This is a genomic window from Sporosarcina sp. D27, from assembly GCF_000586555.1.
In the GTDB taxonomy this organism is placed as follows: Bacteria; Bacillota; Bacilli; order Bacillales_A; family Planococcaceae; genus Sporosarcina.
In genome coordinates, this window is record NZ_AZUC01000046.1 from 260,508 (window position 1) to 283,770 (window position 23,263).

The following is a 23,263-nucleotide window of genomic DNA, read 5'->3' on the forward strand; positions in this document are numbered from 1 at the left end:
ATGTAAGGTACTGTCCATTCATTTATTCGATAACGATAAGTCCATCACCATCATAATCAAATGTAATAAATGCCTTTGCGAATTTAGTATTGACTTGCAAGATCCTCTCATCAATATGATAGAATGTACCATTCAAACATGGTTCGACTGTGAGAAAAACAAAGTCATTCATCTCTGCAAGCAGCCGGAACAAATGAAACAGATCATCTTCTACTAGTAAATCTTGCCGTCTCACGAGAAAATATGAATAAATTAAGCGCTTTCTCTTAATAACAGAAGTTGGTTGAATTGACTTCATTGCCTCCAGCAAATATTTGTGGAAGTCCTCTGTACATTCAACTCCAATACCGAAAAATGAGCCTTCCATCTTCTCTACAAGGTTTTTTAACTGATTATCTTCTTCCACATCGATATAGGTAACATCATTATAGTTCTCCAAAAAATAATTTGATAATTTATCAATTTTGTCCTCATGTAACCTGATTAGATTATTTTCCTTCATAGCGTCTCTCCTACATGTTATTACCTTTCCAAATGAATCATCTCAGGGATTGAACCCTCTTCCACACCATACCCAGACTGAGAAATCTCATTTCCATTTTCGATATAATATTCGTATATCACACCAGGTTCTGTATCGAAATATACACTAATCACATACGGGTTCAAATGTGCAAATCCCGCTTCCCGGTGAGGAACTTTTTTCATCTCCCAAGTCTCCTTGGGATACTTCTCTTTTAAATACATTTCAAGATACTCAACTTTCTTATCTTGTTGAAAGTCGATCCAATAGGGACGGGCAAGGAAAAACACACTAACTATTACAAGATACATTGCCGCAACTCCAAAAAAACGTTTTCTCCATTTTCCTTTTAAAATAACAGCAATCATAAAAATAGTGAGTAAGCCACCACTTGAGATGAGTAATTCAATAATGGAAATGGGGTGCATCCTCTTTCCTCCTGTGCTATTTAGATAGGACAAGCCGAAGAGATGGAGTGTCACAATACAAATGAATAACTTCTTAAAACTTCAGTCATAAATTCCAGAATTCCAGTCAGCATGTTGCATATCTTGACTTTTACATGTTTTAAGAAGTCAACTGTGATAAGAAAAAAAGTGCTTATCAACGGAATACATCTATGTTTTTTTACTTGCAGTGGATATGGACATGTCGAATCGGGCTCCTTATCAATATTTAAATTCCAGAATAGACTGCTTCCTTCATTTGTAGTTGAAGCAATTTGTCTAACTCCCAGATATTCTTCCTACCACATCCCCACATTCAACCATGTACCCATCGTACTCCATTCACCTCAGACATATAAATAGACGTTTGAATTTTGGAATCTTTAACGATGTCGGAGCTACTTTTCTCCTGTAACCTATCATTCACGTCTACCACTCCGCACTTATTAATTTACCTTTTCACAATGACATCACTCCATATTTTATCCCAGCTTTTTTGACTTACTCTCTCAAGATAGACAGAATTGAGGTCACTCGTTTCATCAAAATTAGGAGTAGGTCTAACATATTTGCAGAACAAATCGTTTAATCCATATGGAGCCATAACTTCTAGCTCATTATTTAATAACCGAATCGCAACTGCTGTTGGTGTTTCAGGGAAGTTTGCGACTCCGTCAAAAGACGAATAATAGGGAGGTAAACCATTTTTCTCGTGCATCCTCGCTTGGTTCTTAACAGACCATGGCAGTGCTGACAAAACCGCTTTTAGTTTTGCTTCTAATCGCTTCTCTATGACAATACTAGTATCTTCTTCATCAAAGTAAATCACATCAATATCATTAACAGGCGTTGAAATATCATCTAACACATCCCAGATTTTGTTTCGGAGATATCCTGCGCAAACCCAGGCATCTGGTAGATGTAATTCCTCTACCGCTTGCAATACGGATAGGAACACTTCGTCATTTGAGATGATTTTCTTAAGTTCTTGATCATAATTCATAGATTTAGCTCCTTACACTTCGAAGCAAAGTTGACTGATTCCATCTTTAACTAATGAAAAACGTAAAGAGCACAACTAAAACAAAAACAGCTGGTATTCCCATTAGATTACGTTTATCTTTAACTGACAATTGATGTGTATGATGCTGATCTACAGGCTTGAAAAGAAAAACAAATAGTCCTGCAATTGCAATGACCACAAATCCTATTCCTATGATGCCAAAGCCCATTCCTTCGAATCCGCCAAGCAATAGAATACTAGCGACAATAATAACAATCCCAGAAAATGCTGTCACTACTGATGCAATATAACGCTTTTCACTTCGTTTTGTAAGAATATAGATGAAAGAAAATAGCAAAAATCCAAGAATGAGACCAATCCCGATTGGAACAAAAATCATATAATCTACTCCCTTAACTCAATTTAATAGTAATGACCATTCTAAACCTCAGTTATTTATTTTGTGAAAGTGGTTTTTTATGGAACTCCACACACCGCAATGTATCCTATGAATTAGTTCATCTTCTCTCTAATTTTGTCTTGTATCATGATGACATTTGTTTTCAAAATACTCTCTGGATAGACAGGATCGATACAATCATTCCAAAATTCTAAATGCTTCTTGTCGACTAAACTATCCGAAAACACGACATCCCCGGGTTGCATGCCCTGATAGGAAACCCAATACAAATACATAACGCCTTCTATCGTTTCTTCAAAAATGGATTCAACATACATTTTTTCTGTAGGAAGTGTTTTCTTCACCTCTTCTAAATGCGTCGTCAAGAATTCCATCCATTCCCGTGCTTTTTCTTCTTTACCCACGATGACTCGAAAGCGTTCTAATTCCACATGAAGTTTACTCATATTCTATTCCTCTTTTCTTTGTATGTTTCTATACTAGTCAGGACCAGATTAAGGAAGCACTCCTAACAGATTCGCGACTATTATAGAGAGTAAAAAACCAGAGAATAGCATCATTTCAATGAGTGTCGCAATATATTGATTTTTACTTTTTGCGTACTTTTTTCCATATATGCAGTAACCGACTCATTCACAATATTCATAAACAATATATAAGAGAGGAGGAGTGTAAACCAAGTATCTATTGGTGCGTTATTTGACAGATAGAGATAGCTCATTACAACTAACCCTGCCAACGAAACTCCTCTTAGAATCCATTCGATTTTGAAATGTTTGTCACTTACGTATTGGTTGAACAAAATACTTTTCTTTTCAGTTTTCAGCAATTTTCTCGTAACATATTCAGTCAATATCTGAACTAAGGTAAAACCTATCATTAAAGTCAATAGCATATAACTTGAATAATCCACATCTATCTAGCCCCTTCTTAAATTACCGATTGTCTTTTCAGACTGTTATTAGGGGAATTATGTCCTTCATTTGGTGGATTTGTTAATGATCATTCATCTGACCTTACAGGCAATAAAGTCATACACTCTTAAAACTTTACATCCCCTGTAAAACTCTTGCGTTTTTTCTGGATGAATAAAAGGAAACACCAACAAACCAATGTTCCACTAACAAATGACAACACGATTATGTAAGGAGAAAAAGTCACTCCAAATGCAACTTCACTTTTTAAGATATCAATCTTCTTCCAAGCCGTTTCAATATCTGGTCGATAGATAAGTGTCTTGATAAAACCAGATGACAGCATTCCTACTAAATAGATGACATGTATAACGAGAGAGATAACGATTGCTTGAATGATAATTTTCACAAACTCACCTCCAGGGAATTCCAGATTTATATAAGTAACCACAAGTTGTATCTCTCAAGAATTCTATAATTCAGGTGCTAGTCATTCATAAACGATGATAAAAATCCGGTCGTACTTAAGAGGATATTCAACATCCAATAATGAACTTGTTTTTTATCGAGGAGTCCTCCATCACTTTGTCATCCAAAGTCGCTTCACGGCTACCAACTGCTTATTTTCAAAAACCATTTTATAAGCATCTGGCATCTCGAGGTTTTTCCAAAAACTGAAGTCATACTGTTCGTCAAAATAATTCATAATTAGTACCATGAGATTGCCATGAGTCCCGATTACGATGTTTTTACCTTCATTCAGATCGAGTACCTTTAGAGTTGCCTCGATTCCTCGTAGCTGTGCAATCTCATTGGACTCTCCCCCATTCCAGGAAAAGGTAGGATGCTGCCACACTTTACTAATTGCAAAATCAAAATCTTCAACAGGATGATCAGACAATTTTCGTTCCACAAAACCATTGTCTATAATAACTTTTTGATCAATAAGCTTGGCAATTACCTCAACTGTTTGAACAGCCCTTTTGTATGGACTAGAAATGACAACATCAATGGATTCGTTCTTAAGCACATCGCTCATTTTGGCTGCATCAGAAAAACCTTTACTAGACAGTGGCCGACCTAATTCATCGGGGGTATAGGTTGAATGAGCATGTCGTATAAAAATAATTGTAGTTCGCAAAACCGTTCTCTCCTTTGAATAGCTACATGAACTTTTCTATCAAATTCCAATTTAAACACATATACGTATAATCCTTTATCCAGTTTCATTTAAAAACAAATCACATAAACAGTCATGGTATAATTCTAACAACTTGAAAATTCAGCCAAAATTATCCTAATTTCAATTCTATCAGATTATTTGGATAGCACAATTGGATATTTGGTAATTTTGAGAACAACTCTTGTGAAGGGGAGGATGAAATGGTTTATACAAATCGTGCAGGACTGGGAATCAGAGTGGCAGCTAGTTTTCTAGACTTTGTGATACTGGCAACAGTTATAGCTTCCCTTATTTATTTCATCACAGGCTCATTTTCTTTAAGTTTTGCAAACGGAATTGTCTGGCAGTCAATCTATACTCTCTATTTGATGGTTATCCCTATTATCTGGAGTGGATATGTAATTGGAAAACGCCTGTGCCACATCCAAGTGAAACGAGTGGACGAAGCTAATGTCACGTTATCCAATATGTTCAAGAGAGAAATCGTCGGTTATTATTTGATTGGCACGCTCACATTTGGTATTTCGATACTTGTCAGTGCTGGAATGATAATGTTTCGCGAAGACAAGAGAGGGATCCACGATTTTGTAGGCGGCACTTATGTTGCAAGGCACTGAAAGTCCGCATACTAGTCAAATTTTGAGCATAGAAAAAGAACTTCCCGGAATACCTCAGGAAGTTCTTTTGTTAACTTTTCTGGACTATGGTCATTTAGCAAGTTTTACATAAAATTTAATGCCTGACACAACCTTAGTCAAACCATCCAAAAAATTTTGTATAAAGGAGTGTAGGGACCACTATAATAAGTAGGCTCAATTGAACAAGGGTTGGGATATACTCATTTTTGTGCTCAGCGTACTTTTTCTGCATATAGGCTCTTACTAACTCCAACACGATTGCATTGAGCAATGAATAAGAAACAAAAATGATAAAGACAGTTGTGGTCGTCTTTTCACCTGATGACATGATGATAGCCATCACTAGATAACCGAAAACTAAAATAAATCTCAGTGTCCAATCCATTTTTTGGTGTTTATCATTCACATAGTTATTCTTAAAGAAATTTACTTTTTCTAGTTTTAAATAGCGACGTAATAGGCTGTCTAGCAAATAAAACATACCCATACATAGAACAACAGCTATTATCAGTTTAACTACAAAACTATCCATTTATGTTCATCCTTTAATTTTCAACTTACGATTCATTCTTAAAACCAACCTTCTAAATTCACATTTTCTATTTTCAGCGCATGTTTACCTGCTTGGTTTGCCTCATTCGCTGAAGCGTCAAAAGAAGCCCTGTCAATCCAGCAGTGAGTGCGGGTGCTAAGCTGAACAAGAAGAATTTCCAATTTTCCGTAGTTATTGAAAGGATAAGAAAAAATATAGGCACCCCAATTAAACTAAACAGTGAAACGATTAGAGCTAACTTTAAGTTTTCCTTCACCACTACTCCTCCCTCGGAATTATCACTTAATCCCAATTTACCATATTTAAGTCAGTGAATGAAATACATTTCATCTAAACATTCCCAGTAGTTTTATTCTTAGCTGAAATCTTTTATAAAACTCACTATTGATATCAATGAAATATCCGTATTTTCAACACTATATTTAAATCATCAACATATTATTCTCATCGAACTCCCAATCAGCTCCATAGGCAACTTCCCAATAATAGCCATCTGGGTCCACAAAGTACCCTCCATAACCGCCCCATGAAAGAGTTTGGGGTTGTTTAACAACTCGCGCTCCTACGTCCTTTACCTTTTTAAATATGTCATCTACTTCAGCTGCAGATTTTCCATTATAGGCTAGCGTAAACCCTGGAAATCCTCCAGTAGAAAGGGCAGGTGGATTCTCCACGTTAATATCTTTTGCTAATTCTTCCAATGGAAACAGCTCGAGTCTAGATCCTTCATTTTTAAAGAAAACAATGACCGGCTTTTCTTCTTCGCCCACCACAGATGCTTCAAACCCAATCTTCTTATAAAAATCCAAAGATTTTCGAATGTCTCTTACCCCTAATGCTATAAGATTTATACGATTCATTTAACATCCATCTCCTTTAGGAAAAGTTCTTCACCAACTATAGAATTCGGTAGAAGGTTCCAATCTCCTTTTTCAGTCCATGAATTGCCTGCATCCCTATCCGCCAATCAATTCCTTAGCTATCACAAAATTTTGGCTAGCCCATTATGCCACATCGACATTGCAAAAATCGGGCATGAACTAAAGATGACGGATTCTATTTTTAAAAATTGCTCAGAACTTTTATAAAAGAGTCAATAACCCTTGAATCTCAACAATTCCTCTAAATACAACACTGCCTTTACAACTTTACAACAACTTCCGTTCCGTCCTTATCTATTACTTCAACGATAGTTAATCCACGATACTTTTTGATTTCTCTCAATAATGCTTTAACCTCTTTTCGATCAATTGATAGGGGAATAAACGACTTTGCATGTTCATCTACATTCTTTTGGATAAAATTACTGTTTACAAATTTCCAAAGTAAAGGCGAAGATGCAACCCAACCACCCGCATGTAAAAAGAGATACGGCAAAGGAATAGTGAATTTAACGTTCCCTTTATTTTTCACTTTGACTTTAAACATGGAATCACTCAATAACAATGGAGACTTTGTCGCCATTTTGACTTTCGACATCGACAATTTGACCTGACAATTCTTCTTCAATCGCTTTTAAAATCATGTCCACATCAAGAACATCGATATCTTTTACGTACTTTGCGGATTCAGGTATTGCAGAAGCAATGTTAAGTCCTGTTTTTAACGCAACTTTGATGAGTCGCAATGGTAGGTTTACAGTCACCTTATCGCCTTCTTCTGATGTGACGCGAACTTTCAACATTTTATCCAAGTAGTTTGATCCTTTAACCGTATCTGTTGTCGAATCTTTTTCCTTTAATGCTTGAATGAGTTCACTCGCATCCTCGGTATTAAGCTTTCCCTCTTGAACCATATTTAGTACCTTTGCAATTTCTTCATTCATCATCCATTACCTCCCTTTAATTTTTCTTTATTGTCTTTAATGCTTCATCAAGAGAGATTTCACCTTTATCAAGCATATCGATTACGTTCTTATCATCTAGATCGCTTTTCTTGTCAGCAAACCCAAGAGCAGAAACAACTTCGTTTAACTTTCCTCTTACAGTTGGATAAGAAACTCCTAATTCTTTTTCCACTTCTTTTATATTCCCGCGGCTTTTAAGGAAAACTTCGATAAAATATAGCTGTTCTTGACTAAGTGTTGCAAACTTGGATAATTCAAATTCGTTTTCAATTGTTGTATGGCAATGCGTACACTGTAACTTTGTAATCTTTAACACTTCGTTGCAAACAGGGCAATTCGTGATAATTTGGTAACCCATATATTCATCCCCTAACTTTATTAACATGATATCACACATATTCAACTTATAGAACAATCTTTATTGATTTATTTAACAACCAAATTAATATTATTAATTAACAGTAGAAATGTTTGCCCCTACTTATACACTCCCTTTTTCACATCCCTATCTACGTAATCCAATAATTCTATTGTTTACACAGTGTACCAATTTTCATATATAACAAAAAAGCTTCCACTCCCTAAATAGAAGAGACGGAAACTCCTTGATAGCAACTAGATAGCCAATAAAATCTACTCACTCATCCGTGATAACAGCCAAAAACGTAAACGTACAATTTGTTCATTAACAGCGTCCTATAATCTAATAATTAAAATTATTTCCCACCATATTTCCCAGTTCTAATTGCCTTTCTATATCTTCCATCGCCTTCTTTAATAGCTATCGCTTCATCAGTATGAATACCCTTTATTGAGTAGTACTCAGTTCCCTTTTTGTACTTATTTGAAAAGTTCCCAGAGTAAGATCCTTCCATATTCGAATCCTTAGTAACATGACCAATCTCTTTCTTTATTTCACTAACATACTCTTCAGTTGTCTCATACATATAGCTATCCCAAACAACAAAAGTTGTATTCCAGTCTGCACTTGAAGAAGAACATCCTATAATAAACAGCATAGAGAAAATAAATATAGTAAAAAAAGATTGTTTTATATTCATATTTCTCCCCCAGTCTATTTTGAAATTAAAACATTTATCATTGGGTGAATGTCCCTTATTATTATCAATTGCAATTCCTGATCATGGAATTGCACCCTAATAAGAAGTAGCTGTTTAACAATAAAACTCCATATGTGGTTTATCCTTCTTATAATAATCTATTCTATCCTGCAAAGTGCCAGTATGAAATTCAAATTTATGCCCGTCAGGATCAGTGAAATAAATAGATTTTTTGTCCCTTTCATCTCTGGAACGCCCCGTTAAAATATTCACCTCTAATTTCTCTAACTTGTTATATAGGCTATCAAACTCTTTCTTTTCAACTGAAAAAGCAACATGTGTGTATGATTGACTTATTTCATTTCGTGGAATGTTCACTTCCAAATTCAGAGCAAGCCACATTCCATTCAAATCAAAATAAGCAGTATTTCTCCCTTTAACAAGTAATTTAGCACCGAATATATCTTGATAGAACTTTATGGAGTTATCTAAATCAGAGACGGAAAATAAAAAATGGTTTAACCCCTTAACAAACAACAATATCACCTCAAAATGGTTAAAGTAATTACTCGAAACAAGAGCCTAATGAAGCATTGCGCTCCTTCCAAAATCGCACCCAGTTGTTTAACTGTATGACTATGTTACACATCATTTTCTAAAGTCGATTGTATAGATTCATTTTTCACCTGCAAAATGTACTCCTTTAAGACGTGCTTCTTTCCACCATTCATTTCATACCAGTCTTTAACACGCTCAACGTGAGCCATGTCGCTTCTCACCTTATCTTCAATTTCTAAATAATCCTCGTAACTGTCATACTCCCATATAGCAAAAATCTCGACAGTGTCGTTGTCATGGTTCTTCATCCAACGACCTAATAAACGTGAACCGTATTTCTGTTGGGTAGGTAAGTTAGTTTTGTTAAAATGCGCATTAAAATTTTCGACAAAATCATTTTTTACAATGTAGAATTTTCTTCTATAAAACACAAAATCACTCCCCTAATTTAGAAATTATTATAATACTGTTTTCACCAATAAACATTTCTACAATAAAATAGCTAGATTGAAGTGAAGCAGTTACGCAAAAACCGTACCAAAGTTTAGGAATAAAATAAAAACTACTTAGTTATGGTTGTTGAAACCCTACTGTCCCTATAAGAAATACGATAAGATAAAAGACCGTCGCTAAGATGTTAGTAAATAATAAGACCCCTCTAACTCCTCCTTTAATCCCAAACCACCCAAAAATGATTCCTAGAATACCAAAAACAAATGGAAAAAATAAGCTTATATTTATAAAAATCGTAAAAAGGCGATCACTCCACAATGGTGTCAGTATCAATATCAAAATCCCCCCTGATAATACAGAAAATATTTTCGCAGAGGTTTGAGAATCACTCTTTACTATGAAGTAATAAATAAAAATAGCATATAACAACAAAAGAACCCAAATCACATTTTCTTCTCCTAACTTTGTTTAATCTATTTTTGGACACCCATGATTCTAAGCTTTTAGATGATCTTTTCTAAATTGTAGTGACCTGTTTCAACCTCATATTTAATCAATTATTAAATTGATGAATTGGACCGATTAAATCGCAACTAGTATACAGGACCGTATCTTTTTTGAAATAGTAAAACTACCCGACATATTGAAGGACTAATTGATACAATGCTATGCACAGTCCTAATATACTCGCCTTCACTTTAGATGGATGGTACCTTTTACTACCATTCAAATATACTAAAACAACTATAAACCCCAGAGGAATCCACAGCTCAAAAACACCATTTATTGTACTTTGAGAATAGATCGGGGCAATGAAAGTGCTAACTAGAAAATACAAGAAAACCGTAAAACGTCGTGTTTCTAACTGCTTACTCCACCTTACTAAAAGGGTAATAACTACAATTCCGATAATTGTAATATGTAAGGATGGTAGAACAATAGAAAAACCGTTTGCTAACTCGAATTCCATTAATTCTAATCCCTCCTCTGTACCATTACAATAAAACAGACTATATATTCAGTTTATTTTACCAGTAAAAGTCATTGAAAACCACTAAAGTTTCCATCTTAGCAATTTTATTTTGCCGATTCAAGCACAGCTGTTATCTAACCACTGCGCTCCATAACAGAAAATTTCTCTTCCTTTTGATCAATCAATAATAGTTCACGCACAACCACTCTATAATAAATAAACCTCACACATTCATCGAATGTGTGAGGTTGCTTAGTTTCGGTATTTAATATGGATCTGCTTCATTGCCTTTTTCTACTGCATCCTCAACCGCCTCTTTTGACTCAGGAGTTCCTTGTCCAAATTTTGTCTTCCCTGAATCCCGACCCGGAATCTCGGCTCCAGCCATTGTTTCTTTCATTTCTCTTACCTTATTTTCTATTCCTTCTTGGACGAGACGGCCATATTCTTCATCTGCTTCGGTGAAGTGTTTAATCATAGCTTCTTGAATACGGGAATCACATACCGAGAGTGCCGCTGAAAGATTGTTTATCAATTCTTCCCGCTCCCAATCATCGAACTGACGGAATGTTGCACCTGCTTGGCCATAATTATTGGGACGATCAATCGGTGCACTCATAGCAGCTGCATTATACATAGGTCGATGTGGAGGTCGGGCTTCCTCTTGGGCTTCCTCATATCCTCCAAGCATGGATGGTTCATAATTGATATGTGGATTTTCACCTGACTCACGGGAATCCCGAATATCCATCTGCCCCCGTTGCTGATTGGTGCGGACAGCCGCTTTAGGTGCATTGACAGGAAGCTGCAAATAATTGGTGCCTACTCTATGACGCTGCGTATCCGAATAGGAGAACGTGCGACCTTGTAGCATTTTGTCATCCGAGAAGTCCATACCATCCACGAGCACTCCTGTACCGAATGCAGCTTGCTCAATGTCCATATGGAAATCCTCCGGGTTGCGATCCAGTACCATACGCCCGACCGCCAACCAATGAAACTGCTCTTCCGGCCAGAGCTTCGTATCGTCAAGTGGATCGAAATCCAGCTCCGGATGGTATCCGTCTTCCATGATCTGCACAAATAATTCCCATTCCGGATAGTCTCCACGCTCTATCGCTTCATACAAATCCTGTGTAGCATGTCCTACATTCTTCCCTTGAATGGCATCTGCATCATCCTGTGTTAGATTACGGATGCCTTGTTTCGGTTCCCAATGATATTTTACCAGCACCGCTTCCCCTTTTTCGTTCACCCACTTATACGTATTTACACCAGAGCCCTGCATGTGACGATAAGTCGCCGGGATGCCCCACGGCGAGAACAGGAACGTGATCATATGGATAGATTCCGGGGAACGGGACACGAAGTCAAACATCCGTTGCGGATGAGGGACATTAGAAACAGGGTCAGCTTTGAATGCATGAATCATATCTGGAAACTTCATGGCATCACGTATAAAAAAGATTTTTAAATTATTGCCGACCAAATCCCAGTTTCCATCTTCGGTATACATCTTCACGGCAAACCCCCTCGGATCCCGTGCAGTTTCAGGAGAGTCCTTTGCCCCTGCGACAGTAGAAAACCGAACCAAAAGTGGTGTTCGTTTCCCTTCACCTGAAAACACTTTGGCACGGGTATACTTTTCCACTGGCTCAACTCCCGCCTTGCCATAAGTTTCAAAATATCCAAATGCACCAGAGCCCCTTGCATGAACGACACGTTCAGGAATTTCTTCACGATCAAAGTGAGAGATTTTTTCTATGAAATGATAATTCTCAAGTGTTGCAGGACCACGGTCTCCAATGGTCCGGATGTTCTGATTATCTTTCACAGGATGCCCTTGGCGCGTAGTAAGCGTCTCCCGCTTCAACTCTTTTTGATACTTCTTGGTTTTATCCTTTTTCAACAAAATTCCTCCTCAACCTATGCTTTCAGAAAAGTGATGAATGAACTTTTTACTAATTTAGTTCCAGTTCACTTATTGAGACAGCTTAACCATAAAAAGTTCAGAAGAAACCCATTTTTTGAATGTGGCTCTGTTAGTCCAAATACAAAATGTATCTCGTACAATCTCATCACGAAGTTCCTTCATCTCTGGAATTAATTCCAAGCGTGCGTGCATGTTGCTCATTTCCTTTTTGGTACGCAGATGAATCGATATATCGGCCAGGTCTTGTTACAAGAATTTTATATGTGGAAGGAAATTACGATTCAGATAATGAAGATCATGCGATTAGGGTCATTTGATTACAAAATATTATGCTATTATTAATATATCGAGAGAGTAACGAGATGTTGAAATGGGATGATTTATGTAGGGATAGATATCGGTGTTCAATCGAACACATTATCGCTGACTCATCAAATCCCCAGTTATTATTGGTGCAGAATTATATTGAACGAGGCGACTACACGACGAAAACTCTCTATAAGTAAATAACTAGCCAATATTATTTTTAGCTTTCTTGTCCGGAAATACTTCTTTGCCATGGGTATTTTATTATTTGGAAACGGATGAAACAAAGGCAGGTCCGCAATATGTGTTTAAAATTAGTTAAAAATGCAAAGTACTAAACAGCACCTATTCCAGCAATCTAGTAAAAGTACTACATCTAAACTAAATCATGGATAAGGAGGACAAAATGAAAAAACCTACTATACTTCTTGTAACGAAAACCAGTAAAGTAAGTAAAACATTTGAAGAAAATCTCAGAATGTTTTTTAGTTCAAAATTGATTAAAAAAACAAATTCACACCGTTAAAAAGTAAACACTCCTTTTTAGTAGTTAGGAACTGAAAGCCTTTTTCATCAACAAACATCACCTTAACCATCTATTATCATATCTTTAACTATTTATTCAAAAAAAGCCGTGATGTAAATCCACAGCTTGTTTTCTTATTCTCCAGTTTTAGCATAGTGTTCAATTCTTGCACCAATTTCATCGCGTACACGTTGGAAGAATGCCCACTTTTCTTCATCTGTTCCTTCTGCTTTAGCAGGATCATCAAACCCCCAATGATCACGTTTGACATGAAGAGGTGTCATCGGACACTTATCTGCAGCATCCCCACAAAGCGTAACGACATAATCTGCACTATTTAATATTTCCAGATCAATAATATCTGAAGTTTGTTTCGAAATATCAATGCCAACCTCATTCATAGCTTTAACAGCATTCGGATGTACTCCGTGCGATTCAATTCCTGCACTAAGAACTTGCCATTCATTACCAAGATATTTTTTACCCCATCCTTCAGCCATTTGGCTACGGCATGAGTTACCTGTACATAAGAAATAGAGTGTTTTTTTGGACATATGGATTATCTCCTTTTTGTGTTTTATTGTATAATTGACAGCCATAAATATAATCCGATGAGTGTCATCAGGAGTGTAGGGACTGTTAAGAGTATACCGATTTTAAAATATCTTCCCCAAGATATTTTCACACCTTTTTGAGATAGGACATGTAACCACAATAAAGTGGCTAAGGAACCGATTGGGGTGATTTTTGGACCTAAATCCGATCCAATGACATTTGAATATATAAGAGCCTCACGAATAGGGCCTGTTGTAGTCGTTTCTGATATAGCTAACGCGTTAATCATAACGGTTGGCATGTTATTCATAACTGACGATAAAATTGCTGCGATAAAGCCCATCGAAATCGTTGCGACGAACAGTCCTTGATTGGCTGCCATTTGAATGACATCTGCCAAGACGCTCGTCAGCCCGACATTACGTAATCCGTAGACGACCACATACATCCCAATTGAAAAGAAGACGATTGCCCAAGGAGCTCCTTTAAGCACTTGCTTAGTTTGAACAGCGGGACTTCTTTGTGCCATGAGCATAAAGAATATGACCGTTAGCCCAGCAATGATAGAGACAGGCAATCCTGTAAAGCCACTAGAGAAATATCCTACGAGCAATACGCTTAAGATTACCCAAGCTAGTCGAAACAACCTCATATCTTTGATAGCGGCCTTCGGTTCTTTTAAATCTGCAACTTCGTAATCTTTTGGAATGCTTTTACGGAAGAATAACAACAGCACTAAAATACTCGCAACTAATGAAAATAGATTCGGGACAATCATTCTGGATGCATATTCGACAAAGCCGATATCGAAAAAGTCTGCGGAAACAATATTGACTAAGTTACTCACAACTAACGGCAGTGAAGTTGTATCCGCAATAAAACCACTGGCAATAATGAATGGGAAAATCATCTTTTCATTAAAATTTAAATTTCGTACCATGGCAAGCACAATTGGCGTTAGTATGAGGGCAGCCCCGTCGTTTGCGAACAATGCAGCGACTACAGCTCCTAGAATGCTGACGTAAACAAACATTCGAATTCCGCTGCCCTTAGCTAATCTCGCCATATGGAGTGCAGACCACTCAAAGAAACCAATTTCATCTAAGATTAGTGAGATGATGATAATCGCGATGAAAGCGAGCGTCGCATTCCAGACAATTCCTGTAACATCTATTATATCTTGAAAATTAACTACGCCCCCTAACAAAGCTATTGCTGCACCAATACAGGCAGACCACCCAATCGATAAGTTTCTAGGTTGCCAAATAACAAAAATAAGTGTGATTATGAAAATCAATGATGCCATAATAAGTGAAGTCAACGCTCGTTCTCCTCCCTACTCACAACAAATGCGCAATCCTTGCGCTTCCAATTCAGTTACTAATTCGTCTTGTTCGGGAAGATGCTCTAGGATACCTTGTATAAACGGATAATCTTTATGCTCTTCGTTGATGGAGTAGAAAATCCATTTTCCTCTTCGCGTTTCTTTCACCAGATCGATATCCCTCAATTTACGTAAGTGCTGGCTGATCGCCGGTTGACTCATTTTGAAAATCTCAACAAACTCACAAACACAGCAATCATGCGACTGAAGCAATTTCATCATCGTCAAACGTGTTTGATCTCCGAGCAATTTCAACAGTTGTGATGCTCTTTTCATATCGGTTGTCACAGTTTTATTCATAGATAATCCCTCCTTTTATTCACCATCATATAATTATATTCTTATGTGTGCAAGTGTGTAAGTCGTTTTGAAAAAAATAAAATAACGAACAGAAGAGGCCACCTAAAAAGGAGACCTCTTATCCCAAAACATTCGATTGTATCTTTACTGTTATGTGCCAATCTTCACTAACACGGTTACTAGCTTCAATTTCCACTCATAGAATTTACGGTATTTATATAACTTGCATAACTAACTGGTCCAAATGATGATAGGTTACCTTTAAAAAATGTTTCTAACATAAATTCCTTTGCTTTTTCTAGGTTATAGTTTCTTGAATTCATAACCAACGATAAATATGCGCGAAAATATTCTTCCGACAAGTTACCTCCATGGTTTACCGTCATCGATAGTTCACTCCTTTAACAGCAGCCGGTTGTGGGGGTGCAGCTTGATACTTCTCTAGTATTTTGCAAATTTATACTACAAACCCCTGTTTCAGGTAAATCAAGTTCAACTCTCTCAGAGGCTTCTATGTCTCCTGCAAGATAAGCTGCTATTGAACGTACTTGTTCATATCCTGTTGCCATTAAGAATGTAGGAGCACGGCCGTAACTCTTCATACCTACAATGTAAAGTCCTTGTTCTGGCTGGCGTAGAATTGCTTCACCATGGGGACGAACTGTACCACAGCTGTGTTCGTTTGGATCGATGAGTGGAGCTAGGGCTGCGATACTTTCTGTTGCTGGGTCAATGGACAATCGAAGTTCTCGTTCAATTGAAAAGTCCGGACGATTTCCTGCATTGACAATCAACTCGTCAATCCCTTTTATGATTGTCATTTCTCCTTCATAACGTCCTACTAACTCCATTTGTTCATTCATTGATTTGACTTGCATCGTGTAGAACGGCGTATATACTTGCACTTTACCTGAATCGACCAATGAATGTATTTTCGAACCAAGCGCCCCGCGTGCTTCAAGCGCATCTTTTTCTTCGCCACCGTAAGCATCTTCAACATTTTTTTTACGTAGAATCCATATTAATTTAGTTTCCGGAAATTCTCTTTGTAAATCGGCCAATTCTAACAAAGTATTAATGGCAGAGTGCCCACCACCAATCACTGCAACTGTTTTATCTGCATATCGTTTAACACTTTTTGTAACATCTGGAATACCGTATTCAATTTGGTTTTCGAACAGTTTTTCAGAATTTAACCAAACACCATTTGAAGTAGAGGGATTTGGGTTCCCCCATGTACCCGTTGCATCAATAATTGCACGTGCTTCCACTATTTCTATATCATGATTTTTTTCTAAATAAATTTCAAAAGGTTGCTTGTCTCGATTTAATGATTTCATTTTATCGTTTTGTTTACGTGAGATTGAAACAACTTTTGAGTTGTATCGAATGGCTTCTTTTAAGACAGGTAAATTGCTTAAAGGTACTAAATATTGGTCCATCAACTCTTTTCCTGTCGGTAAAACATCATCCTGCGGTACTTTCCAATCGGTTTCTTCAAGTAGTTGACGTGCTGCTTTATCAATATCGTATTGCCAAGGGCTGAATAAATGAACGTGTTGCCACTTAAGAATATTGTGTCCTACATTCTCACCTGATTCAAAGACGATGTAAGGAACTTTTTGTATTGTTAAATGTGCTGCCGCCGCAAGTCCGACTGGACCAGCTCCAATAATGGCTACAGGTAATTCTAAGTTGAATTGCTTTTGTTCCGGTTTTTCTACCGTCACTTCTGGAGATGAACAGCAAGTGGATTCATTTATTGTTTCTGGTGTACAACAAGAAGTCGTTGTAAGTTCCTCACTGCAGCATGATGTCTCTTTTGTAGTAAATAATTTAATTTCTTTCATTAATAATACCCTCTTTTCTAATAGTTGAATTGCTTGCTCAAAATGTTTAGCTGTTAGTTCTCCATAAAAATGAGCTAAACCTTTAAAAAATGATCTCTCATATAGAAAGCAGCTTCTTCTAAGGGAGAATTTCTCGCTTACATTATGAGTTCTAAATAACTTGTGAAGTAAGCGACAGATAATGTACTTCCAGGTTTTCCGTCATTTTTATCTTCTAGTCCGGTGTGAATGATCTCAAATCCCAAATCTTTCTTACAAACATCAACTTATTTTGATGTGATGTTCAAAAATATTGACTCAGGATAAAAAATACAACAAAGATCCGAAGATAAAATCTTCTTTATTTCATTAGGATTGGCTGAATAATAATTCCATTTCCCCTCTTTCTCAACAGAAATAAAATTCACATCTAATAAAATTTTAAGATGATAAGATAGTTTAGACTGTGGCAATTCTAGTAGTTCACTCAAATCACAAACACAGGTTTTTCCTTCTGTAGCCAAAATACGCAATATATACAGTCTCTTGTGATCCGACAGTGCTTTAAATTTCTTTTCATAGTCGAGTAAAGTTGAATCACAAACATCCGACTGTTTAATCATGACTTTCCACCTCTCAAATCAATTATTTTTGATGTATTTTATATTATGCGGAATCGTGAAAAGTGTCAACAAAAAAACCTAGCCTATGCAAAAATTATGTTATGAATGATAGACTGTATAACCACTCCAATACCTTGAAGATTTCCTAATTCTCTACCTCAATCACTTTTTTCTTAATGATTTTAATTGGGTTAATTATTTACAAGGGGCTAATACAGTTTTCTCAAACCCCCATACCTTGGCTTTATAACTATATTAAGTCTTTAACCTTATTAACAATATATTTCGCATCCTTACCAACACCTCGTAACGTTGCAGAAGAAAACGAACGCTGTCCTGGTAAACCCACATAAAACAATCCTTTATGCGAAGTGCACACCCCTTCTTTTTGTACCGGCACACGTTTTTCGTCAAGGGCTTCCGGAAGAGCATGGAGGTAATTCACATTTGGAATGTAACCCGTTGCAAAATAATTGTATCCACTTTTTCTTCTTCACCAGAACTCCAAATAACTCCATCTTTGTTCAAGGATACAAACATATCTCTTCTATCAGGATTATTATTTTTAATTGCCTGTTTATATAGATTCCTATCTAAAACTGAACTATCCATAGAGAGTTTCTTGCCATATGGAAAATAATCTAAACCTATTAGGTGAAACCAATAATGTATATCTTTCTTCAAAATAGTTTGCGGGATAAATTTTATTTGATTACGTGTCGCGAGTGTAACTTTAGATGTTTCTCGTAATTCATAAGCTATTTGAACTGCAGAGTTTCCGGCACCAACGACAATAACTCTTTTATTTACGTATCGTTCCGGATTATTGTATTGGCTCGAATGTATCATTTCACCGGCAAAAGATTCGATACCCATTATTTCAGGAAGATTGGGAGAGTCAAACGAACCTGTTGCTGAAATTATTGTTTTTGCCTTGAACAAATCCCCTTCTTCAGTCTTAACCAAAAATAATTCTTGTTCTTTTAGGACTTCCGTTATTGTTTTTCCTGTAGCAATGTTTAATTCGAACTTTTGTGCATATGTATTTAAATACGACATAACCTCTGTCTTCGTCGGATAATGATTAATTTCACCTTGAAAACTCAAACCAGGCAGCGAAGAATACTTCACAGGTGAAAACAGCTTAAGACTGTCATAATAAAGTGGCCACGAACCTGCAGTTTGGTTGCTTTTTTCTAAAACAATATATTTCAAACCTTTCTTCTTTAAATAATATGCAGTTGCTAATCCTGATTGCCCCGCACCGATAACTATCGAATCAAATATACTTGTCAATACAAAAACCCCTTTTTAATATCGCGTTTCAACGATATGTATTATAGAAAATAGAACATATAGAATACTTCCATATGTTCAGTTACAACATTTCATTAGTATTAGGTTTATTTCTTGTAAAATCCTTAGGATATTATTTTTGTTAGTCGAGTAAATTACTTCTTTTCCCTCTCTCTTTGAATTTAAGAGACCCGCCCTTTTCAACATGGATAGCTGTTCAGAAGCTGTTGATTGCCCAATTCCTATTAATTCAGATACTTGATTTACAGTAACTTCATTCTGATCTAGGAACAGTAGCATAATTGCTTGTCTTTTTTCATTTGCCAGTCCTTTAAAAAACATTTGCACTTCTTCACTAATCAAGTTTTTACTATACCTCCAACCTTACGTATCGCAAATGCACGATATGTTTTACGTTTTATATTCTATTTCAAATTCAAATATTTGTCAAACGCCTTAGATATGAAACGCTTTGAGTACTTTATGTAAATTCTAAAGAGATTTACGTATTATTTCCTTTATTACTTGAATTTAATAATTCTTTTAAAAAAACAATCGTCTTCAGGAGAAATGAATCCCATGAAGACGATTTATTGGTACGTAACTTTATAGTGAAATAACCAAGAATAATACCGGTAGACATTTTCTAACTTTAATTTGAGATGGAAATTCTTACATAATGTCCCCATAAGTGGGATTATTCTTCACGATTTTTTATCGGCAGTACACCTGCATCTGTTTCAATTGTAAAAGCCGATTTTCTAATAATCCATTCATTCTTAATGCATAAACTGTTCCCATTATCGCATGACCACATGAGTTCAAAAGACTATCTCTCCACATTGTAGAAGTTATTAATACCTGAAAAATTTGTATTATAAAGCGCTCCTAGAATTTATAACTAGAGATATTATCGTTGAATTTAAAAGCCTGTATCTTAGATCAAAAAGTAATCAGAGATACAGGATTCCGGTTATTATTATCCTTATTTCATCAAATTATCCAATTCTACGGAAGCTCTTATGCATCACTCACGCCCAATTGATGACGAGATTATAAATATCATTTATCGGTAATCATTGTGATTTGGACTAAACAAATTTTCGCTTGCATTTCTAACCATTGAAAAATTATCAACGTTGTAATGTCCATGAAGGGCTTCATTATGATGGGCAATTATTTGCTCAGCAGTAAGAGATTGGGAATCCGTTGTTGAATGGCCATCTCCTACTAAAGTGACATCGAAGCCACTTACCGTTGCCATTCTAACTGCCGTATCTATACAATGCTCGGTCTTGCAGCCCATAATAACAAGATGCTCAATCATGTTATCTTGTAAAAAACCCAATAACGGAGTTCCATAAAACGAATTTGTTGCCTCTTTATCAAATATCTTAAACTCTTTGGGTATATGAATATCAGAATGAATCTCGAATCCCTTACCACTGCCTTGTGCAACATCTTTATCTCTTATGAAAACAACAAAACTATCTGATTCTACTGCTTTTTTTACCACTAAATTGATATTTTCCAACAATGAAGCCTTATTAAAGACACTCTTTTCTTCTTCATTCCCATCAATTAGTTCTTGTTGTGCATCAATCACTAGTAAAGCTTGTTTCAATAAAAAAACTCCCTTTCATCAAAAATTTAATTTCCATCATTTTCTTGTAGACTATTTCTGTTATAGAGTAGGAGAAGATTCTAAACTCTAGTGGCTCCCCTGATTGTGGAATGCTAATACAACAAGTATAACTCCTTCTTAATAAGAAAAGTTACCCTTTCTTTAATGTCATTTTATTTTAGTTGTTCCAACGTGAAATTCCTAATCCTAAACACATGCTCGCACAAAATTTCTATATCTTCATTGTTATGGCTCGTTAGAATAATTGTTTTTCCTTGGGCATTTAAATCTTTTAACATCTTTCTAATATTTTCTACACTATCAATGTCTAACCCATTAAATGGCTCATCAAGCAATAATATTTCCTGATTTTCCATTATTGCCTGCGCAATTGCTAATTTTTGTTTCATTCCAAGGGAGTAATTTTTTACTTTTTGTTTTATTGTATGCGGTATACCTACCTTATCTAACGTTTCCTTGATTTTTTCATCTGATATTTTATTTTGGATGTCTGCTAAGTATCTCAGGTTTTCAAATCCCGTTTTATCGCCTAAATAACCTGGCCTTTCAATAATAATGCCTAAGTTTTCTGGAAACCTTTTGCTTTTACCAAGCTCATGTCCATCAACAATAACATTTCCTTGATCAGGAAAAACGAACCCGCATATCATTTTAAATAAAACAGATTTCCCCGAACCGTTATGTCCTACTATCCCATATATTTTCCCTTCTTCAAATGATACTGTGGTATTTTCAAACAAGGACAATCCTTTATATGATTTACTTACATTTTTCAATTCAATCAACGCCATCATATTCACCTATCCTTCTAAAATGTATAGTCTTTCTTGTTAAGTAGATATATTAAAACAATTGCTTCGATCACAATATATGCAATTAGCTTGAAAGTGATAAAAAATATTTCCGTGTTTTCCAATAGATATCCCATGCTATTTAATCCAATCGGAACCAAATTATTTAACCTAAAGCCAGGCAACATAAAAATGGTAAGTATGAGTAAAGAGATAAAGCTTTTCAAAACATCTTTCGTAAATATAGAGACGATGATAACAAAAAGCACATAAAATAAAAGTTGCAAAAATCCATTCATCATAAAATGATAAATTATTTGAATCCAGTTTTGCTTTAAGTCAAACGTATATCCCTTAATTCCAGCTATTAAAAGGGTAACAGCCATTAAGGAAAATAATAGGACAATAATAGACTTTATTATTTTAGGAAACCAACTTAAAAACCATCGATTCATTGATCGATACCTAATGATTGTGAAATAGCTCATTTCGGACAGGCATCTTTGTAATGACAGCTGGACAAAGTAGATGAAACCTATATAAACGACAACGTAATACGCAAACGCAAGCAACGAATAGATTTCGTTTGTAGTACCAGTAAAGGTTACGATTAACAAGTTCCAAATTGGCAAATCTTCGTTTACATATTTTTTAATATTGAAACATATTCCCAATAAACACAGCAGCATATAGGCAATAAGAGGAGAATTTGCAGTGAAAAATTGTTTCATACTGCTTCGGTTTCTGTCTATGTTATTTACGATAATTAGAGTAATCGTCAACATCATAATCATGATGATAAATGACGGAGCGATACTATTAAAACTCTTCACTCCATGAAATGAGAGCAAATAATTTGGTGCCTTTAAAAGAGCTAGCGAATCCGGAATGATTTTGAAACCAGCTATCCCGAAAACAAACAATAAAATATTCAAACCATGTAATACAGATTGTTTCTTATCTATTGCATAAAGAACACACATGATTAATTGTACGGTTATCAAAGTGATCAGAAATAATCCGATTTGTATGGACAGGGCCACAAATGGAGTCGAAAAATGTGATTGCAGAGTATAAAGAATTACATTGCCGGATTCATTTATCCTCCCGATGTCACTCCAGGCCATAGAAAATGGCGTATTAATCGCAGTAATAATTATTGCCCCTAAAAACAAACCAATAAAATAGAGATCCAATAAAATTAACTGCTTTGCTTTTGTGACAATCCAATTTTTATATGACCCCAGCCGTATTAGCTTTGTGTAGTCAAACGTTCGATTAATGTAAATCGATGATAGGAACACCATTAAAGGGAATACATAATAAACCATTAAATAAGGGTCATTCAAAGGATTTAAGGCAAAATCCCATACGTTAGCAGTTATTTGATGTTTTTTTTCCATGAATCGAATAAAATGTCTGTTGCTAAAAGAAAATAAGATGATCGGTAAAGCAGCAATAATCCATTTCCATGAAACAACATTGTCTTTTGTCATTTTCATA

General features: G+C 35.9%; 31 protein-coding genes and 1 pseudogene. 1 reads left to right on the forward strand and 31 read right to left on the reverse strand.

Annotation, left to right across the window (positions count from 1 at the left end; genetic code table 11):
* Nucleotides 1–22: 22 nt before the first annotated feature.
* From N693_RS0109555 to N693_RS0109590, 8 genes are all read right to left on the reverse strand, one after another.
* Nucleotides 23–502, reverse strand: coding sequence for a hypothetical protein (locus tag N693_RS0109555; protein WP_025784564.1), 480 nt, complete (start codon nt 500–502; stop codon nt 23–25).
* Between the two features lie 20 nt (nt 503–522).
* Nucleotides 523–951, reverse strand: coding sequence for a hypothetical protein (locus tag N693_RS0109560; protein ID WP_025784565.1), 429 nt, complete (start codon nt 949–951; stop codon nt 523–525).
* Between the two features lie 469 nt (nt 952–1,420).
* Nucleotides 1,421–1,972 (reverse strand): nucleotidyltransferase family protein, encoded by a 552-nt coding sequence (locus N693_RS0109565; RefSeq protein WP_025784566.1) that lies wholly within the window; start codon nt 1,970–1,972, stop codon nt 1,421–1,423.
* A gap of 46 nt (nt 1,973–2,018) precedes the next feature.
* Nucleotides 2,019–2,372, reverse strand: a complete 354-nt coding sequence (locus N693_RS0109570) for a YesK family protein (protein WP_025784567.1) — start codon at nt 2,370–2,372, stop codon at nt 2,019–2,021.
* Nucleotides 2,373–2,485: 113 nt separating this feature from the next.
* Nucleotides 2,486–2,839, reverse strand: a complete 354-nt coding sequence (locus tag N693_RS0109575) for a DUF6176 family protein (RefSeq protein WP_025784568.1) — start codon at nt 2,837–2,839, stop codon at nt 2,486–2,488.
* A 110-nt stretch (nt 2,840–2,949) separates the two neighbouring features.
* Entirely contained in the window at nt 2,950–3,288 is a 339-nt protein-coding gene (locus N693_RS20805) for a DUF4181 domain-containing protein (protein ID WP_371257556.1), read from the reverse strand.
* Nucleotides 3,289–3,434: 146 nt separating this feature from the next.
* Entirely contained in the window at nt 3,435–3,716 is a 282-nt protein-coding gene (locus N693_RS0109585; protein WP_025784570.1) for a hypothetical protein, read from the reverse strand.
* Between the two features lie 171 nt (nt 3,717–3,887).
* Nucleotides 3,888–4,448, reverse strand: a complete 561-nt coding sequence (locus N693_RS0109590) for a histidine phosphatase family protein (RefSeq protein WP_025784571.1) — start codon at nt 4,446–4,448, stop codon at nt 3,888–3,890.
* Between the two features lie 242 nt (nt 4,449–4,690).
* Between N693_RS0109590 and N693_RS0109595 the strand changes: the two genes are divergently transcribed.
* Nucleotides 4,691–5,107 (forward strand): RDD family protein, encoded by a 417-nt coding sequence (locus N693_RS0109595; RefSeq protein ID WP_025784572.1) that lies wholly within the window; start codon nt 4,691–4,693, stop codon nt 5,105–5,107.
* 133 nt (nt 5,108–5,240) lie between these two features.
* Here the strand turns inward: N693_RS0109595 and N693_RS0109600 are convergent, their stop codons facing one another.
* The 23 genes and pseudogenes from N693_RS0109600 to N693_RS0109725 form a co-directional block, all read right to left on the reverse strand.
* On the reverse strand, nt 5,241–5,660 hold the full coding sequence (locus N693_RS0109600; RefSeq protein WP_025784573.1) for a DUF4181 domain-containing protein: 420 nt from the start codon (nt 5,658–5,660) through the stop codon (nt 5,241–5,243).
* 443 nt (nt 5,661–6,103) lie between these two features.
* Nucleotides 6,104–6,541: a VOC family protein gene (locus tag N693_RS0109610; RefSeq protein WP_025784575.1), complete on the reverse strand. Its 438-nt coding sequence runs from the start codon at nt 6,539–6,541 to the stop codon at nt 6,104–6,106.
* Between the two features lie 280 nt (nt 6,542–6,821).
* Nucleotides 6,822–7,109: a hypothetical protein gene (locus N693_RS0109620; RefSeq protein ID WP_156028900.1), complete on the reverse strand. Its 288-nt coding sequence runs from the start codon at nt 7,107–7,109 to the stop codon at nt 6,822–6,824.
* Nucleotides 7,110–7,113: 4 nt separating this feature from the next.
* Nucleotides 7,114–7,506, reverse strand: coding sequence for a hypothetical protein (locus N693_RS0109625; RefSeq protein WP_025784577.1), 393 nt, complete (start codon nt 7,504–7,506; stop codon nt 7,114–7,116).
* Between the two features lie 16 nt (nt 7,507–7,522).
* The gene (locus tag N693_RS0109630) at nt 7,523–7,885 is read right to left on the reverse strand and encodes a DUF2089 domain-containing protein (protein ID WP_025784578.1); all 363 of its coding nucleotides are present in this window, start codon (nt 7,883–7,885) and stop codon (nt 7,523–7,525) included.
* A 358-nt stretch (nt 7,886–8,243) separates the two neighbouring features.
* Complete coding sequence (locus N693_RS19125) at nt 8,244–8,588, reverse strand: hypothetical protein (RefSeq protein ID WP_025784579.1); 345 nt, start codon at nt 8,586–8,588, stop codon at nt 8,244–8,246.
* 114 nt (nt 8,589–8,702) lie between these two features.
* A complete protein-coding gene (gene fosM, locus N693_RS0109640; RefSeq protein WP_025784580.1) occupies nt 8,703–9,125 on the reverse strand; it encodes a FosM family fosfomycin resistance protein in 423 nt (140 codons plus the stop codon).
* 104 nt (nt 9,126–9,229) lie between these two features.
* A complete protein-coding gene (locus tag N693_RS0109645) occupies nt 9,230–9,577 on the reverse strand; it encodes an NIPSNAP family protein (RefSeq protein WP_025784581.1) in 348 nt (115 codons plus the stop codon).
* A 139-nt stretch (nt 9,578–9,716) separates the two neighbouring features.
* Nucleotides 9,717–10,046, reverse strand: coding sequence for a hypothetical protein (locus N693_RS0109650; RefSeq protein ID WP_025784582.1), 330 nt, complete (start codon nt 10,044–10,046; stop codon nt 9,717–9,719).
* Nucleotides 10,047–10,230: 184 nt separating this feature from the next.
* Nucleotides 10,231–10,569 carry a hypothetical protein gene (locus N693_RS0109655; protein WP_025784583.1) on the reverse strand — a complete coding sequence of 113 codons (339 nt, stop codon included), beginning with the start codon at nt 10,567–10,569 and terminating at the stop codon, nt 10,231–10,233.
* A gap of 268 nt (nt 10,570–10,837) precedes the next feature.
* A complete protein-coding gene (locus tag N693_RS0109660) occupies nt 10,838–12,487 on the reverse strand; it encodes a catalase (protein ID WP_051508716.1) in 1,650 nt (549 codons plus the stop codon).
* A gap of 144 nt (nt 12,488–12,631) precedes the next feature.
* A pseudogene (locus N693_RS20595) lies at nt 12,632–12,751 on the reverse strand (tRNA-dihydrouridine synthase); the annotation flags it as partial.
* A 720-nt stretch (nt 12,752–13,471) separates the two neighbouring features.
* Nucleotides 13,472–13,891, reverse strand: coding sequence for an arsenate reductase (thioredoxin) (gene arsC / locus N693_RS0109675; protein ID WP_025784585.1), 420 nt, complete (start codon nt 13,889–13,891; stop codon nt 13,472–13,474).
* A 23-nt stretch (nt 13,892–13,914) separates the two neighbouring features.
* Complete coding sequence (locus N693_RS0109680) at nt 13,915–15,213, reverse strand: arsenic transporter (RefSeq protein WP_025784586.1); 1,299 nt, start codon at nt 15,211–15,213, stop codon at nt 13,915–13,917.
* 15 nt (nt 15,214–15,228) lie between these two features.
* Complete coding sequence (locus N693_RS0109685; RefSeq protein WP_025784587.1) at nt 15,229–15,576, reverse strand: metalloregulator ArsR/SmtB family transcription factor; 348 nt, start codon at nt 15,574–15,576, stop codon at nt 15,229–15,231.
* Between the two features lie 185 nt (nt 15,577–15,761).
* Complete coding sequence (locus N693_RS0109690; RefSeq protein ID WP_025784588.1) at nt 15,762–15,962, reverse strand: hypothetical protein; 201 nt, start codon at nt 15,960–15,962, stop codon at nt 15,762–15,764.
* 15 nt (nt 15,963–15,977) lie between these two features.
* Nucleotides 15,978–17,426 carry an NAD(P)-binding domain-containing protein gene (locus tag N693_RS0109695; protein ID WP_025784589.1) on the reverse strand — a complete coding sequence of 483 codons (1,449 nt, stop codon included), beginning with the start codon at nt 17,424–17,426 and terminating at the stop codon, nt 15,978–15,980.
* A gap of 266 nt (nt 17,427–17,692) precedes the next feature.
* Nucleotides 17,693–18,028, reverse strand: a complete 336-nt coding sequence (locus N693_RS0109700; RefSeq protein WP_051508717.1) for a helix-turn-helix transcriptional regulator — start codon at nt 18,026–18,028, stop codon at nt 17,693–17,695.
* 441 nt (nt 18,029–18,469) lie between these two features.
* On the reverse strand, nt 18,470–19,324 hold the full coding sequence (locus N693_RS19130) for a flavin-containing monooxygenase (RefSeq protein WP_371257553.1): 855 nt from the start codon (nt 19,322–19,324) through the stop codon (nt 18,470–18,472).
* 78 nt (nt 19,325–19,402) lie between these two features.
* Nucleotides 19,403–19,687 carry a helix-turn-helix transcriptional regulator gene (locus N693_RS0109710; RefSeq protein ID WP_025784591.1) on the reverse strand — a complete coding sequence of 95 codons (285 nt, stop codon included), beginning with the start codon at nt 19,685–19,687 and terminating at the stop codon, nt 19,403–19,405.
* Nucleotides 19,688–20,390: 703 nt separating this feature from the next.
* On the reverse strand, nt 20,391–20,948 hold the full coding sequence (locus tag N693_RS0109715; protein ID WP_025784592.1) for an isochorismatase family protein: 558 nt from the start codon (nt 20,946–20,948) through the stop codon (nt 20,391–20,393).
* Nucleotides 20,949–21,121: 173 nt separating this feature from the next.
* On the reverse strand, nt 21,122–21,760 hold the full coding sequence (locus N693_RS0109720) for an ABC transporter ATP-binding protein (RefSeq protein WP_025784593.1): 639 nt from the start codon (nt 21,758–21,760) through the stop codon (nt 21,122–21,124).
* 17 nt (nt 21,761–21,777) lie between these two features.
* Nucleotides 21,778–23,262, reverse strand: coding sequence for a hypothetical protein (locus N693_RS0109725; protein ID WP_025784594.1), 1,485 nt, complete (start codon nt 23,260–23,262; stop codon nt 21,778–21,780).
* Nucleotide 23,263: the final 1 nt, after the last annotated feature.

What these genes read in the sequence shown, in the direction of transcription:
- N693_RS0109690 (WP_025784588.1), bottom strand. Translation starts at nt 15,962, where the DNA reads ATGACGGTAAACCATGGAGGTAACTTGTCGGAAGAATATTTTCGCGCA.
- N693_RS0109655 (WP_025784583.1), bottom strand. Translation starts at nt 10,569, where the DNA reads ATGGAATTCGAGTTAGCAAACGGTTTTTCTATTGTTCTACCATCCTTA.
- N693_RS0109685 (WP_025784587.1), bottom strand. Translation starts at nt 15,576, where the DNA reads ATGAATAAAACTGTGACAACCGATATGAAAAGAGCATCACAACTGTTG.
- N693_RS0109555 (WP_025784564.1), bottom strand. Translation starts at nt 502, where the DNA reads ATGAAGGAAAATAATCTAATCAGGTTACATGAGGACAAAATTGATAAA.
- arsC (WP_025784585.1), bottom strand. Translation starts at nt 13,891, where the DNA reads ATGTCCAAAAAAACACTCTATTTCTTATGTACAGGTAACTCATGCCGT.
- N693_RS0109595 (WP_025784572.1), top strand. Translation starts at nt 4,691, where the DNA reads ATGGTTTATACAAATCGTGCAGGACTGGGAATCAGAGTGGCAGCTAGT.
- N693_RS0109610 (WP_025784575.1), bottom strand. Translation starts at nt 6,541, where the DNA reads ATGAATCGTATAAATCTTATAGCATTAGGGGTAAGAGACATTCGAAAA.
- N693_RS0109630 (WP_025784578.1), bottom strand. Translation starts at nt 7,885, where the DNA reads ATGGGTTACCAAATTATCACGAATTGCCCTGTTTGCAACGAAGTGTTA.
- N693_RS0109570 (WP_025784567.1), bottom strand. Translation starts at nt 2,372, where the DNA reads ATGATTTTTGTTCCAATCGGGATTGGTCTCATTCTTGGATTTTTGCTA.
- N693_RS0109560 (WP_025784565.1), bottom strand. Translation starts at nt 951, where the DNA reads ATGCACCCCATTTCCATTATTGAATTACTCATCTCAAGTGGTGGCTTA.
- N693_RS0109565 (WP_025784566.1), bottom strand. Translation starts at nt 1,972, where the DNA reads ATGAATTATGATCAAGAACTTAAGAAAATCATCTCAAATGACGAAGTG.
- N693_RS0109700 (WP_051508717.1), bottom strand. Translation starts at nt 18,028, where the DNA reads ATGATTAAACAGTCGGATGTTTGTGATTCAACTTTACTCGACTATGAA.
- N693_RS0109620 (WP_156028900.1), bottom strand. Translation starts at nt 7,109, where the DNA reads ATGTTTAAAGTCAAAGTGAAAAATAAAGGGAACGTTAAATTCACTATT.
- N693_RS0109725 (WP_025784594.1), bottom strand. Translation starts at nt 23,262, where the DNA reads ATGAAAATGACAAAAGACAATGTTGTTTCATGGAAATGGATTATTGCT.
- N693_RS0109600 (WP_025784573.1), bottom strand. Translation starts at nt 5,660, where the DNA reads ATGGATAGTTTTGTAGTTAAACTGATAATAGCTGTTGTTCTATGTATG.
- N693_RS20805 (WP_371257556.1), bottom strand. Translation starts at nt 3,288, where the DNA reads ATGCTATTGACTTTAATGATAGGTTTTACCTTAGTTCAGATATTGACT.
- N693_RS0109720 (WP_025784593.1), bottom strand. Translation starts at nt 21,760, where the DNA reads ATGGCGTTGATTGAATTGAAAAATGTAAGTAAATCATATAAAGGATTG.
- N693_RS0109625 (WP_025784577.1), bottom strand. Translation starts at nt 7,506, where the DNA reads ATGAATGAAGAAATTGCAAAGGTACTAAATATGGTTCAAGAGGGAAAG.
- N693_RS19125 (WP_025784579.1), bottom strand. Translation starts at nt 8,588, where the DNA reads ATGAATATAAAACAATCTTTTTTTACTATATTTATTTTCTCTATGCTG.
- N693_RS0109575 (WP_025784568.1), bottom strand. Translation starts at nt 2,839, where the DNA reads ATGAGTAAACTTCATGTGGAATTAGAACGCTTTCGAGTCATCGTGGGT.
- N693_RS0109695 (WP_025784589.1), bottom strand. Translation starts at nt 17,426, where the DNA reads ATGAAAGAAATTAAATTATTTACTACAAAAGAGACATCATGCTGCAGT.